At 63.8% G+C, this 13,309-nt stretch carries 13 protein-coding genes; 8 read left to right on the top strand and 5 right to left on the bottom strand.

All coding sequences use genetic code 11. The features are described 5' to 3' along the window. Positions 1 to 70: 70 nt before the first annotated feature. A complete protein-coding gene (locus BMW89_RS19215; protein ID WP_092028581.1) occupies positions 71 to 898 on the top strand; it encodes an invasion associated locus B family protein in 828 nt (275 codons plus the stop codon). A 77-nt stretch (positions 899 to 975) separates the two neighbouring features. Here BMW89_RS19215 and hspQ read toward each other — a convergent pair whose 3' ends face one another. Then, positions 976 to 1,308 (bottom strand): heat shock protein HspQ, encoded by a 333-nt coding sequence (hspQ, locus tag BMW89_RS19210; RefSeq protein ID WP_092028580.1) that lies wholly within the window; start codon positions 1,306 to 1,308, stop codon positions 976 to 978. A gap of 106 nt (positions 1,309 to 1,414) precedes the next feature. On the opposite strand from hspQ, the gene BMW89_RS19205 reads away from it, so the two are divergent. Further along, complete coding sequence (locus BMW89_RS19205) at positions 1,415 to 2,368, top strand: AEC family transporter (protein ID WP_092028579.1); 954 nt, start codon at positions 1,415 to 1,417, stop codon at positions 2,366 to 2,368. A 36-nt stretch (positions 2,369 to 2,404) separates the two neighbouring features. Here BMW89_RS19205 and BMW89_RS19200 read toward each other — a convergent pair whose 3' ends face one another. Together BMW89_RS19200 and BMW89_RS19195 are read right to left on the bottom strand one after the other, a co-directional pair. Continuing rightward, a complete protein-coding gene (locus BMW89_RS19200) occupies positions 2,405 to 2,944 on the bottom strand; it encodes a hypothetical protein (protein ID WP_143062794.1) in 540 nt (179 codons plus the stop codon). Positions 2,945 to 3,122: 178 nt separating this feature from the next. Continuing rightward, positions 3,123 to 4,307 carry a UbiH/UbiF family hydroxylase gene (locus BMW89_RS19195; RefSeq protein ID WP_092028577.1) on the bottom strand — a complete coding sequence of 395 codons (1,185 nt, stop codon included), beginning with the start codon at positions 4,305 to 4,307 and terminating at the stop codon, positions 3,123 to 3,125. Positions 4,308 to 4,436: 129 nt separating this feature from the next. Here BMW89_RS19195 and pcsA point away from each other — a divergent pair, with 129 nt between their 5' ends. The 3 genes from pcsA to BMW89_RS19180 all read left to right on the top strand — a co-directional run bounded on the left by pcsA (position 4,437) and on the right by BMW89_RS19180 (position 6,950). After that, the gene (pcsA, locus tag BMW89_RS19190; RefSeq protein WP_244547628.1) at positions 4,437 to 5,174 is read left to right on the top strand and encodes a phosphatidylcholine synthase; all 738 of its coding nucleotides are present in this window, start codon (positions 4,437 to 4,439) and stop codon (positions 5,172 to 5,174) included. Next, positions 5,171 to 5,896 carry a TerC family protein gene (locus BMW89_RS19185; RefSeq protein WP_092028575.1) on the top strand — a complete coding sequence of 242 codons (726 nt, stop codon included), beginning with the start codon at positions 5,171 to 5,173 and terminating at the stop codon, positions 5,894 to 5,896. The genes pcsA and BMW89_RS19185 overlap by 4 nt, the downstream gene beginning before the upstream one ends. 79 nt (positions 5,897 to 5,975) lie before the next feature. Beyond that, on the top strand, positions 5,976 to 6,950 hold the full coding sequence (locus BMW89_RS19180; protein WP_092028574.1) for a quinone oxidoreductase family protein: 975 nt from the start codon (positions 5,976 to 5,978) through the stop codon (positions 6,948 to 6,950). A 149-nt stretch (positions 6,951 to 7,099) separates the two neighbouring features. On the opposite strand, the gene BMW89_RS19175 is transcribed toward BMW89_RS19180, so the two are convergent. Beyond that, positions 7,100 to 8,296, bottom strand: a complete 1,197-nt coding sequence (locus BMW89_RS19175; RefSeq protein ID WP_092028573.1) for an acetylornithine transaminase — start codon at positions 8,294 to 8,296, stop codon at positions 7,100 to 7,102. A gap of 464 nt (positions 8,297 to 8,760) precedes the next feature. On the opposite strand from BMW89_RS19175, the gene BMW89_RS19170 reads away from it, so the two are divergent. Next, positions 8,761 to 9,732: a hypothetical protein gene (locus BMW89_RS19170; RefSeq protein WP_244547627.1), complete on the top strand. Its 972-nt coding sequence runs from the start codon at positions 8,761 to 8,763 to the stop codon at positions 9,730 to 9,732. A 99-nt stretch (positions 9,733 to 9,831) separates the two neighbouring features. Here BMW89_RS19170 and rimO read toward each other — a convergent pair whose 3' ends face one another. Beyond that, positions 9,832 to 11,157 (bottom strand): 30S ribosomal protein S12 methylthiotransferase RimO, encoded by a 1,326-nt coding sequence (gene rimO, locus BMW89_RS19165; RefSeq protein WP_092028571.1) that lies wholly within the window; start codon positions 11,155 to 11,157, stop codon positions 9,832 to 9,834. A gap of 111 nt (positions 11,158 to 11,268) precedes the next feature. Between rimO and BMW89_RS19160 the strand changes: the two genes are divergently transcribed. Together BMW89_RS19160 and BMW89_RS19155 are read left to right on the top strand one after the other, a co-directional pair. After that, positions 11,269 to 11,859, top strand: coding sequence for an ANTAR domain-containing response regulator (locus BMW89_RS19160; protein WP_092028570.1), 591 nt, complete (start codon positions 11,269 to 11,271; stop codon positions 11,857 to 11,859). Beyond that, on the top strand, positions 11,856 to 13,019 hold the full coding sequence (locus BMW89_RS19155; RefSeq protein WP_092028569.1) for a CmpA/NrtA family ABC transporter substrate-binding protein: 1,164 nt from the start codon (positions 11,856 to 11,858) through the stop codon (positions 13,017 to 13,019). The genes BMW89_RS19160 and BMW89_RS19155 overlap by 4 nt, the downstream gene beginning before the upstream one ends. Positions 13,020 to 13,309 lie beyond the last annotated feature (290 nt).

Below are 13,309 nucleotides of genomic sequence, written 5' to 3'. Positions count from 1 at the left end.
GCGCCCAAGCGGCTTGGTTCGGCGTTTCGGAGCGGTTCGGGCGCTTCCCGTTCAGAAAGGGTTTTCTGCAATGAATTTCCGTTATTTGGCCGCGTCCGTCCGGCCGCGCGGGCGACTTCTCGCCCTGTTGACGGCGACGGTGTTGGCCGTTCCGTTTGCCGCCGAAGCCCAGACCCCCGCGCCGGCTCCGGGCGCGCCCGCCGCGCCCAAGGCGGCCCCGAAAGCAGCTCCCAAGGCTGCGCCCAAGGCGCCGGCACCGGCACCGGCCGCTCAGGCTCCCGCCCAGCAGGCGCCCCCCGCCGGCGCCCCGGCTCAGCAGGGCGCAGCCCAGCCTGCCGACCAGCAGATCCAGCTGATCTACGCCCCCTGGACCAAGTTCTGCCTCAAGGGCCAGGACGCCAACGCCAAGCAGGTCTGCTTCACCGGCAAGGACGGCCGCATCGAGTCGGGCCAGCCGGTCATCGCCGCCGTCATCATCGAGCCGGAAGGCGAGCCCAAGAAGATCCTGCGCGTGACGCTGCCGCTCGGCATGCAGCTCGTGCACGGCACCCGCATCATCGTGGACAGCAATCCGCCGCTGCAGAGCCCGTATGTGATCTGCTTCCAGAACGGTTGCATGTCCGACTACGAGGCCACGCCCGAGTTCATCGCCAGCATGAAGAAGGGCCAGAACCTGGTTGTTCAGGCGATCAATGCCAACGGCGCGCCGCTGACGCTGCCGCTGCCGCTCGCCGGCGAATTCCAGAAGGCCTATGACGGTCCGCCGACCGATCCGAAGGTGTTCGAGGAAAACCAGAAGAAGCTCCAGGAAGAGCTTCAGAAGAAAGCTGACGAGCAGCGCAAGAAGCTCGAGCAGGGTGGTGGTGTCCCCGGCGCCGCTCCGACCGCACCGAAGTAATCGGGACCAAATCCCGGACATGAAAAAGGCGCTCATTTCGAGCGCCTTTTTTGCTGGCCGCTTGCCCGCGGCGAATCTCAGTTCAACGACGGGTTGCGTGGGCGATAACCGCCGGTCTTGTCCTTGATGAAGATCTCGGCGACCTGGGAATGGCGGATCGGCTCGCCGGACTCGTCGGGCAGCAGGTTCTGCTCGGAGACATAGGCGACGTACTCGGACTCAGCGTTCTCCGCGAGCAGGTGATAGAACGGCTGGTCCTTGTGGGGCCGCACCTCCTCGGGGATCGACAGCCACCACTCCTCGGTGTTGTTGAATTCCGGATCGATGTCGAAGATCACGCCCCGGAACGAGAAGATCCGGTGACGCACGACCTGTCCGATCTGGAATTTGGCGGTCCGCGCTTTAATCATCCTCCGTCGATAGACCAGGATTGTGGCCGATGCTAGTGCCCTCATCTGGAATTAGCCTGCGCTTAAGGGGCGGATAGCCCCCAAAACTTCAGAAAACGCTTCATCAATGGTCGATATCCTCAATCTGGCACTACCTTATTTCGGCTTGATCTTCGTTGGTTTCGCGTGCGGCAAGGTCAAATCCCTGCCGGAATCGGGCCTCGCCTGGATGAACTTCTTCCTGCTCTACGTGTCGCTGCCGGCACTGCTGTTTGCGATCATGTCGAAGACGCCGTTCTCGGAATTGAACAACCCGCCGTTCCTGGTCGCGACCACGCTGGCGACGGTTACGGCGTTCACGCTCGCGCTCGTCGTCGGCAAGATTCTTGGCCGTCTGACGCTGCGCGAGGCGACGCTCGCCGGCCTCTCGGGCGGCTACGGCAATATCGGCTATATGGGCCCCGGGCTGGCGCTCGCCGTGCTCGGGACCAAGGCGTCGGCGCCGACCGCGCTGATCTTCTGCTGCGACAGCATCTTCCTGTTCACGATCGTGCCGCTGCTGATCGAGCTGTCCGACCGCGACCATCCCTCGATCGTGCACGCCTTCGGCATCGTGCTGAAACAGATCGTGCTCAACCCTCTGATCATGTCGGCCTGCTTTGGCGCGGCCTTCGCGTCGCTGCATATCCAGATGCCGGTCGCGCTCGACCGCACCATCACCTTCCTCCAGAACGCGGCGGCTCCGACCGCATTGTTCGTGCTCGGCGTCACCGTGGCGCTTCGCCCGTTCGATCGCGTGCCCTGGGAAGTGCCGGGCGTGATCGCAGTAAAACTCCTGATCCATCCGCTCGCGGCGTTCGGCCTGATGCTGGCGTTCGGTCCGTTCGCGCAGCCTTGGGCCGCGACCGCCGTGCTGATGGCGTCGCTGCCGCCGGCGTTGAACGTGTTCGTGATCGCCCGGCAAAACGATGCCTGGATCGAATCCGCATCTGTCGCCGTTCTGCTCGGGACGTTTGCGTCCGTGGTCACGCTGACCAGCGTGATGTGGGCGATCCAGACGGGGCGGCTGGCTTTTCCGTGAGCGCGTCGCAGAGCTAGGACAATCGAGCGTCAGGCGTCAGTGAAACAGCGACCGCAACGGCTGCCAAACTTCCATCACGACCGGAAGCCATCCCGGCGGCCAATGCAATCTCAAGTCCGCGCACGCGAAAAGGATAACTCCAAGCCAAAGAATGCCCGTGGCGGCAATGCCGCTTCGCATCAGGACTATCAGGCGAACATAGGAGTCGATCGGAATTATCTCACCGTGATGCTCCAGATCCTTCGCCTTCCGATCCAGCCCCCGAAGGGCCTCCTTGGCTCGATTTGCCCCAAGGTAGGCCAGCACGTTTTGAAGGGCGAAAACCGAAGCAACGGGCAAAGCCAGTGGAGAAACCAACGGGGACGTCGATGAGCTCGAGTTTGACACCGAGACCATCCAGCCAAAGGCGACGTAGTTGACCGTCGCAAACACCGTGAACCAGCTAACAAATGTTTGGAAGCTGTGCCTAGTGTAGTCATGTATCTGACGAAGCTGGTTTTCTTCGATCTGCTCTTTGGCTGAAAGCGATGACCCACCCGATTTCTGCCTAGCGATGATTATTTTAGGGATACGCACACCGCCCTCAACAAGCAAAAAATGCTGTTGTTTATGACAATGCAACTGTTACTAGATGGATTGTGATTGCGCATCAATCGGGATTTGCGGACTTGGCCAAGTCCCGCAAGCCGAAGGTCGGACGAGCCTGCGGCCAGATCGATCCGACCGAAATTCGTACCTCGCCGGTGCCGCCTGATCACTTCCGCCAGGTCGGCGTCAGGCCTTCGCGCATCGCAAAGCGCCGGAGCGGGCCGATGGCGCCGAGCAGGTGCATGCCGACGGCGCGGACCGGCTGGAGCGGCAGGAAATCGTTGAGCAGAGAGCGGTTGGCGATGTCGATCGCAAAGGTCCGGCTCAGGATGTCGGGCCGCCGTGCCCGGTCGTAGCGCTTGAGCACGTCGTCCGCGCCGGGATCCTCGCCGGCAGCGATAGCTTCTCCCGCAAGGCGCGCGATATCGGCGGCATCGCGCAGGCCGAGGTTGAGGCCTTGGGCGCCGATGGGCGGCACCACGTGGGCGGCTTCGCCGACCAGCGCGATACGGTCGCGGCCAAAGGATTTGGGACGTTCGATCGCCAGCGGGAACAGGTTGCGCCCGGGCGCGACGCTTATGCGGCCGAGGATCGAATGCGACTGCTTCTCGACCGCGGCTGCCAGCTCCGCGTCGCTCAATCCACGCAGCCGTTCGGCCTCCGCGGGTGCCGAGACCCAGACGACGCTGGAGCGGTCGCCGGGCAGGGGTACGAACACGCAGGGACCGTGGGGCGTGTGGAACTCGGTCGAGACATTGCGATGTGGCCGCGCGTGGCCGACATTGAAGGTCAGCGCGGTTTGCGTCAGCTCGCGCCGCGTCACCGCGATGCCGGCGGCCTCCCGGCACAGCGAGCGCCGGCCATCGGCGCCGACCACGAGCCGGGCCGTGAGGAATTGCCCGGACGTCGTGCGGATCGCGACGTCGTCGGCCTCGATGACGACGTTCTCGGCCTCGTCGTCGAAACGGACGATCCCCGGCAGCTCGGCGGCGCGCTCTTCCAGCGCCAGCATCAGCGAGCGGTTGTCGATGTTGTAGCCGAACGCGTCGAGCGCGATCTCGTGACAGGAGAACCGCACCTCGGGGCTGCGGAACAGCCGGCCGGTGTCGTCGACGAGCCGCATGACCTCGAGCGCTGCCGCCTTGTCCTTGCAGCGCGGCCAGACGTCGAGGCTTTCCAGCAGATCGACGGAGGCGCCCAACAGCGCGGTGGTGCGGTTGTCGGCATAGGGCAGGCGCCGCGCCACCAGCGCTGTCCGCGCGCCCGCCTGGGCCAGCGCAATGGCCGCGCCAAGTCCCGCCGGTCCGCCGCCGATCACGGCTGCGTCAAAAAGTGTCGATGCGTCTGTCATGGAACGACATTTGACACGCCCAGCGGCAAATTCAAGCCCACCTATATTTCCCTGATTTTATGACGAATTGTGCGACCGGGCGCCGCAATGGCTTATGTGCAAACTGGTCTCGTTCTGATAGCAGGAGCCATGGATACCCACGAGGATTCCCTGAAGCCGAGACCGGCGATGCGCGCGGCGGCTTTCTCGGTGCACGTCTTCACCGCCTTCGGCGCGGCCATCGCGCTGCTGGCGATGCTGGAGGCCGTGCGCGAGCACTGGGCCGGGATGTTCCAGTGGCTCGGCGTCGCCCTGATCATCGACGCGATCGACGGCCCCATCGCGCGCCTGCTGAGGGTCAAGGATGTACAGCCGAACTGGTCGGGCGATGTGCTCGATCTCGTGGTCGACTTCGTCACCTATGTCTTCGTGCCGGCCTATGCGATCGTGGCCAGCGGCTTGCTGCTGCCGGTCGCGGCACCCTTGCTTGGCATCGCCATCATCGTCACCAGCGCGTTGTATTTCGCCGATCTGCGCATGAAGGCGGACGACAATCATTTCCGCGGTTTTCCGGCGCTGTGGAATGCGGCGGCGTTCTACCTGTTCCTGCTGCACTGGCCGCCGCTATGGTCGACGCTGCTGGTCGCAGCCCTGGTGGTGCTGACCTTCGTGCCGTTCCATGTGCTGCATCCGGTCCGCGTCGTGCGGCTGCGCTGGCTGACCATGTCGCTGATCGCGGTCTGGGCCGTGCTCTCCCTCTACGCACTGAAGATGGATTTTCGCGTCGACACCGGCGTGACGGTTGCGCTGTGCGCGATCGCGCTCTGGATCAGCTTCAGCGACGCGTTGATCCGCTTCGCAAGATCCTTGGCAAGATCCTTGGCATGATGCATCTGATCACCAGCCCAGAGGCCTGGGCCGCGCTGCTGACCCTGACCTCGCTCGAGATCGTGCTCGGCATCGACAACGTCATCTTCCTGTCGGTGATCGTCTCGCGCATTCCCGAGCCGCAGGCGCACCGCGCCCGCCAGATCGGACTCGCGCTGGCGCTGATCTTCCGCATCATCCTGCTCAGCGTGCTGGTCTGGCTGATCGGCCTGACCGCGCCGGTGTTCTCGTTTTCGGGTTACGACTTCTCGTGGCGCGATCTCATCCTGATCGGCGGCGGCCTGTTCCTGATCGCGAAAGCGACGCACGAGATCCACGCCGAGGTCGAAGCCGATGACGGCGAGGGCGATCAGAAATCCGCCGGCCGCGCCTTCTTCTGGGTGATCGTCCAGATCATCGTGATCGACATTGTGTTCTCGCTGGACTCGATCATCACCGCGATCGGCATGGCGCAGGACATCGAGATCATGATCGCGGCGGTCGTGATCGCCTGCCTGATCATGTACATTTCGTCCGGGCCGGTGTCGCGATTCGTGGCGGAACATCCGACCACGAAAATGCTCGCGCTGGCGTTCCTGGTGCTGATCGGCGTCGCGCTGGTTGCGGACGGATTCAGATTCCACATTCCGCGCGGCTACATCTATTTCGCGATTGCGTTCTCGGCGGCGGTGGAGTTCTTCAACGTGCTGGCCAAGCGCAATCGCAGGAAAACCGGCAAATAGCCCGTTCCATTCGGGGCGTCGAGTTGACAAGCCGGGCGCGATGTCTTTCGCTCAGCCTTGCTGAAGAGGAGGTCAGGTGATGACCAAAGCCGTCCGTGTGCACAAGGTCGGAGGCCCCGAAGCCCTCGTCTATGAGAGCATCGATGTGCCGGCGCCCGGCCCCGGCGAGGTGCGCCTCCGCCAGCATGCGGTCGGGCTGAACTTCATCGACGTCTATTACCGCACCGGCCTCTACAAGGCGCCGGGGCTGCCCTTCATCGCCGGCAACGAGGCCTCGGGCGAGGTCATGGCGGTCGGGCCGGGCGTCACGAATTTCCATCCCGGCGATCGCGTCGCCTATTACCACAATCTCGGCGCGTATACCGGCGAGCGCAACATCCCCTGGGAGAAGCTGGTCAAGCTGCCCGACCACATCACCCACGAGCAGGGCGCCGTGCTGATGCTGAAGGGGCTGACGGTCTGGTATCTCCTGCACAAGACCTTCAAGGTCGAGCCGCATCACCGCGTGCTGATCCATGCGGCCGCGGGCGGCATCGGCTTGCTCGCCTGCCAATGGGCGAGGGCGCTCGGCGCCCACGTCATCGGCACGGTCGGCTCGCGCGAAAAGGCCGAACTTGCGGAGGCCAATGGCTGCGACCACGTCATCCTCTACAACGAGGAAGACTTCGTCGCGCGCGTGAAGCAGATCAGCCGCAACGAAGGTTGCGACGTCGTCTATGACGGCGTCGGCAAGGCGACCTTCCCGGGCTCGCTGTCCTGCCTGAAGCCGCGCGGCATGTTCGTCTCGTTTGGTAATGCCTCGGGGCCCGTGCCTCCGTTCTCGATCGCCGAGCTCAACAATCACGGCTCGCTGTTTGCGACCCGGCCGAAGCTCAACGATTACGTCGGCACCCGCAAAGAACTGCTGGAAGGCGCCGACACGCTGTTCTCCGCCGTCATCAACGGCAAGCTGCACGTGCCGATCAACCACGCCTACGCGCTGAAAGACGCCGCGAAAGCGCATATCGATCTCGAAAGCCGCAAGACGACGGGCGCGTCGATCCTGAAGCCGTAGGTCTTCCGCTCTCCTGTCCCGGACGCGCTGCAGCGTGAAACGCTGCTGCGCAGAGCCGGGACCCAGAAGAGGCACGGGACGCTGCGGAGAGATGGGCCCCGGCTCTGCAGCGCACCGCTACGCGCTGCGCTGCGTCCGGGGCACGAGACCTACGCGACCCTTCGTGCCGCACCCGCTTTCGTCAGAATCCCGTCGAGACAATCGATCATCTCGACGATCTCTCCCTTCGTGACGTTCAGCGCCGGCATGAAGCGCAAGCTGTCGAGCTGCGGCGCGTTCAGGAGCACGCCGGCCTCGAACGCCTGCGCGACGATCGCGGGCGCGATCGGCAGCTTGAGGTCGAGCGCGAGCAACAGGCCGCGTCCCCGCACGCCGCCGAGGCCGTGCCGGGCCGAGATTTTCTGCAGCTCGCTTTCGAGCAGCAGGCCGGTCTCGGTGACCGCCTTCAGGAACTCCGGCTTGCCGACCTCCTCGAGCACTGCCAATCCCGCCGCGCACATGACCGGGTTGCCGTTGAACGTGCCGCCTTGATCGCCGTGCTCGAAGCAGGATGCGCGCTCGGTCGCAAGCAGGGCCGCCAGCGGCACGCCGCCGCCGATGCCCTTGCCAAGCGTCATGATGTCGGGCGCGATGCCTGTGTGCTCGTAGTGGAACAGCTTTCCGGTCCGGCCCATGCCGGTCTGGATCTCGTCAAAAATAAGCAGCAGGCCATGCGCCTCGGTGAGCGCGCGCAACTCCTTCAGGAACTGGTCGGTCGCCGGCCACACGCCTGATTCACCCTGGATCGGCTCGAGCATTACCGCGACGGTGTTGTCGTTGATCAGCCTTTCGACCGAGGCGATGTCGTTCAGCTTCGCCTTCTTGAAGCCGGCAACTTTTGGCTCGAACAGCGGCTCGAACGCCTTTTTGCCCGAGGCCGACATCGTCGCCAGCGTCCTTCCGTGGAAGCCGCCCTCGAAGCTGATGATCTCGAACGCGCCGTTCCTGTGCAGGCTGCCATATTTGCGCGCGAGCTTGATCGCGCCCTCATTGGCCTCCGCACCGGAGTTCGCAAAGAACACCTGCTCGAACGCGCTGTTCGCGACCAGCATCTCGGCAAGCTTCAAGCTCGGCTCGTTGTAGAACGCTGGGCTGGGCGTCAGCAGCCGTTTTGCCTGCGCAGCGAGGACGTCGGCGATTGCGGGCGGGGAGTGGCCGAGGCAGTTCACGGCCCAGCCCTGCACGAAATCGAGATAGCGCTTGCGGTTGTCGTCCCAGAGGTAGGAGCCGGCGCCGCGGACGAACACGGCCTTGGGCCGTGCAGTGATGTCCATCAGCGCGTCATACGGATGGGTGGCGGTGGTCATGTCGAACTCCTCTGGAGGCGGGTGGAATTGGGGCGCAAAAAGCAGAAAGGCCGCACCTTGCGGGTGCGGCCTTCTCGAAAACTAAGCTGATGTCAGGAGATCAGCGGCGTCGTCGGACATGGCGCAACCCGTCATCGTCGCGGGAGCGACGACGCATGGCTTGGCGCAGGTTGGTCCGAGAGTTGATCATGGGGCGGGTCCGTACAGCCGAATGGCGGGCCTTGTCAAGCAGTCGTTTGACAGAACACCCGCCGAGCGTGCATCGGTCAGTTCATATGCGCGGCTTCCACGGCACGAATGCGCCGGCAATGTCGGCATGGATCAGCCTGGCAAACCGTGCTCGATATCTGCCTTGTGATCGCAATTCATTCGATGGCCGCGCCGAAACCATTGAGCCTCTAGCGCGTTTGTGATCAAGGGACGCAGATTGGTTCGAACCGGACGCCGGACGGTGGAGACCAAGAATGGCGCGACCAACCAGACAGTTTTCAGCCTTGTCCGATACCCCTTACCCGATCGATCTCGACAGCATTCGCGGCGCATTTCCGCCGGGCATCGAGGCGCCATTGCTGTTGGTCGATTTTGCCGATTGGCTGAACGGGCGCCCCTGGGGCAGCGTCGGCTGCTTCTCCCTGCAAGGCCAGTTCTCGGATCAGGCGCCGATCTTCGACGGCAGTCCGTTGCGCGACAGGTTTTCGCTGTTCATGCGGCTGCCGGACGGCTCGGCCGTCGGCGGCTGGTATGGTGCGGGTCTTGATCGAGACAATCCGCCGATCGTCGGTCTGGGCTCCGAAGGCGACTACGAGCTGCTGGCGCCGAGCCTCGATGCCTTGCTGGAGAAACTGACGTCGCAGCAATTCGACAAGGCCTGGAGCGATCTGAAGCCGCATGACGAGGTCGAGTGCCAGACGGTCGAGCTCGCGCAATGGCTCGCCGGGCGGCCGGTCGGCGAGCCCATGACGTGCGACGACGGCGCGCCTGATATGCCCGACTTCCGCGGCTTCATGGAAAAATGGAGCCGGGATCGCGAAGACTATTGGGCCAATCACCGCCTGATGGCCGAGCTCGGCTGGCGGCTCGCCGCCCATCTGCCGAAGGGCAAGAAGCCTTGGGACAAGACCCATTTCGAGGTCGCGATCGTCGGCAAGCAATACGAGGCGCGTGTCCTGTCGCGCGGACCGCATCCGTTCGAGGAGGCCGCCTCGATCGAATCCCTGCTGCGCGATCTGCGCGAGGAGATGCGGAAGGCACAGCCTGAGCTCGGGCTGTGGTACGCGATGAAATTCGGCCTCTATGCCGACGGCCGCGTCATGCCGAATTTCGAATACGATGTGCACCCGACCATCGACGGCGAGCCGGCAAAACTGTCCGAAGCGCAGGCCGATCTTGCCCGGGCACCACGGCCCGAGCGCTGGGTGCCGAAATGGCTGGTGTGATTGTCTCCACATCGTCATTGCGAGCGTAGCGAAGCAATCCAGACTGTCCCCGCGGAGGGATTCTGGATTGCTTCGCTACGCTCGCAATGACGGAGTGTCCTAGAACCCCGCGACGCTGCCGTGCAAATCGTACTGGTCGGCGCGCTCGATCTTCGCGGTGACGATCTCGCCGACGCGCAAAGGGCGGCGGCTGGTGAGATAGACCGCGCCGTCGATCTCCGGCGCATCGGCCTTGGAGCGGCCCTTCGCAACCGTCGGCCCGACCTCGTCGATGATGATCTGCTGGCGCGTGCCGACCTTGCGCTTCAGCCGGCGCGCCGAGATCTTCTGCTGGCGCGCCATCAGCGCGTTGTAGCGCTCCTGCTTGATCTCTTCCGGCACCGGATTTTCGATCGCATTCGACGTCGCACCCGCAACCGGCTCATACTTGAAGCAGCCGAGACGATCGATCTCGGCCTCATCGAGCCAGTCGAGCAGATAGGCGAAATCAGCGTCGGTCTCGCCGGGGAAGCCGACGATGAAGGTCGAGCGCAGCGCGAGATCCGGACATTCCTCGCGCCAGCGCTTGATCCGCGCCAGCGTCTTGTCCTGCGCCGCCGGGCGCTTCATCGCCTTCAGCACATCCGGGCTCGCATGCTGGAACGGGATATCGAGATAGGGCAGCACCTTGCCCTCGTTCATCAGCGCGATGACCTCGTCGACATGCGGATAGGGGTAGACATATTGCAGCCGAACCCAGGCGCCGAACTCGCCGAGCTCGCGCGCGAGGTCTAGGAATTTGGCGCGGACCTGGCGGTCTTTCCACGGGCTCTCGGCATATTTGAGATCGACGCCATAGGCCGAGGTGTCCTGCGAGATCACCAGCAGCTCTTTCACACCGGCGTCGACCAGCCGCTCGGCCTCGCGCAGCACGTCATTGGCCGGACGCGAGACCAGGTCGCCGCGCAGTTTTGGAATGATGCAGAAGGTGCAGCGGTTGTTGCAGCCCTCGGAGATCTTCAAATAGGCGTAGTGCCGCGGCGTCAGCTTGATGCCCTGCGGCGGCACCAGGTCGAGATGCGGATTGTGGGCGGGCGGCAGCGCGCGATGCACGGCGTCGAGCACGCTCTCATATTGCTGCGGGCCGGTGATGGAGAGCACGCCGGGATAGGCCTCTTCGATCTGCTCGGGCTCGGCGCCCATGCAGCCCGTCACGATCACCTTGCCGTTCTCGGCCATGGCCTGGCCGATCGCCGAAAGCGATTCCTGCTTGGCGCTGTCGAGGAAGCCACACGTGTTAACGATGACGATGTCGGCCCCGTCATGCTTGCGGGCGAGCTCGTAGCCCTCGGCGCGCAGGCGCGTGACGATGCGCTCGGAATCCACCAATGCCTTGGGACACCCGAGCGACACGAAGCTGACCTTGGGCGCAGCCGTCTGATCCATATCCAAATCTGCCTGATTGACAGGCCTGAGCTAGTCCCAATTGCCCATAATTACAACCCTTTGCATCCCCCTCCGGCATGCTATGGATGAATCACGGGTGGTGAGTGAGCAATGAGCGCCGAACAGTCGCCTAAAATCGTGATTGTCGACGAAAGCCCGATCCGGGCCGCGATCCTCGAGGAGGGGTTGCGGGAAGCCGGATTCACGCAGATCGTCCATATCAGCGAGATGCAGAGCCTGCTCGCCCGTATTTATGCGGTCGACCCCGATATCATCGTGATCGATCTCGAAAACCCCAGCCGCGACGTGCTGGAAGCGATGTTCCAGGTCAGCCGCGCCGTGCGGCGGCCGATCGCGATGTTCGTGGACCAGAGCGATTCATCCTCGATCCAGGCCTCCGTCGAAGCGGGGGTGTCCGCCTATATCGTCGACGGGTTGAAGAAGGAGCGCATCAAGCCGATCCTCGACCTCTGCGTGTCCCGCTTCAATGCCTTTGCAAAACTCCAGGAGGAGCTGGAGCGCACCAAGTCGCAGCTCGAGGACCGCAAGGTCATCGAGAAGGCCAAGGGCATTTTGATGAAGGTGAAGGGCCTCAACGAGGACGAGGCCTATGTACTGCTGCGCTCCACCGCGATGCGCGAGAAGAAGAAAATCGGCGAGATCGCCCAGTCGATCATCACCGCGTCGGAGATGCTGAAATGACCGCTCCCCTCCGCATCGGATTCATTCCGCTGGTCGATGCCGCCGCGCTGATCATTGCCGTCGACAAGGGCTTTGCCAGCGCCGAAGGCCTCGACGTCGAGCTGGTGCGCGAGGTCTCCTGGTCCAACGTCCGCGACAAGCTCAATATCGGCCTGTTCGACGCCGCGCATCTGCTCGCGCCTGTCGCGATCGCGTCCTCGCTCGGGCTCGGCCACGTCAAGGTGCCGATCGCGGCGCCCTTCAATCTCGGCATCAACGGCAATGCGATTACGGTCTCGCCGGCGCTCCATGCCGCATTGATGGAGGAGATCGACGGCGACCGTTTCGATCCGCTCGCGACCGCCAAGGCGCTGGCGAAGGTGGTGGCCAGGCGGCGCAAGGCGGGCGCCGATCCGCTGACCTTCGGCATGACCTTCCCGTTCTCGACCCACAATTACCAGCTGCGGTTCTGGATGGCGGCCGCCGGCGTCGATCCCGACGAGGACGTGCGCCTCGTGGTGCTGCCGCCGCCTTACATGGTCGACAGTCTCGCCAATGGCCATGTCGATGCGTTCTGCGTCGGCGCGCCCTGGAATTCGATCGCGGTCGATCTCGGCATCGGCCACATCCTGCATTTCGTCTCGGACATTCTCGAGCACGCGGCGGAGAAGGTTTTGGCGGTCCGCCAGACCTGGGCCGACACGAACCCTGACGTGGTTGCCGCGCTGGTCCGCGCGGCCGTGAAGGCGGCCGAGTTTATCGAGCATCCGGAGAACCGGACCGAGGCGGCGCGGATCCTGGCGCAGCCGGAGCGGATCGGCGTCGATGCCGAGGTGATCCAGCGAACGCTTACCGGGCGTCTGAAGATTTCGCCGGACGGCACCTTCCGCGAAAGCGGCCGCTATCTGCTGGTCGGACGCGAAGGGGCAGGGCGTCCCGATCCGGTCCAGGCCGCCTGGCTCTATGCGCAGATGGTGCGCTGGGGGCAGACGGCGCTGACGCCGGATGGCGTCAAGACCGCGATGGCCGTGTTCAGGCCCGATCTCTACGATGCCGCCCTGGGGCAGCGGCCGCCCGATGAGGCTCCCGCGGCGTTCGGAGCATTCGCCGGCCCGACCTTCGATCCCGCCAACATTTCGGGGCATCTGAAGGCTTTCGAGGTCGGGCGCTGGAAGGCTTGATTCGCCCCTGCATCGTTTTTGAGCGCTCGGGACCCTCGTCTAAATTTTGAGCGGGCTGCTCGAATTTCGTGAGAGTTCCAGCACCGGGGTTTTCCGGTGCTGCCCTCAACCACATGAAATAACTAATATTTTCATTTCGTGGAAGCTGGCACGCAACTTGTATGTTGCAGTGCGGCCAGCTTGTCATTGTTGCCTGCTGCGCCAAGTCCCACAGCAACGAAGCTGATTGGACCGTTGGGTAGCGAAGCTGGATCCAGAGCCAGCCGAGTGCCTCGCGGGTCGCACAATTT

The sequence above is a fragment of the Bradyrhizobium sp. OK095 genome, assembly GCF_900109945.1.
GTDB lineage: Bacteria > Pseudomonadota > Alphaproteobacteria > Rhizobiales > Xanthobacteraceae > Bradyrhizobium.
The sequence above is the reverse complement of the archived record's forward strand: the minus strand, read 5'-3'. Positions and strand labels throughout refer to the sequence as shown.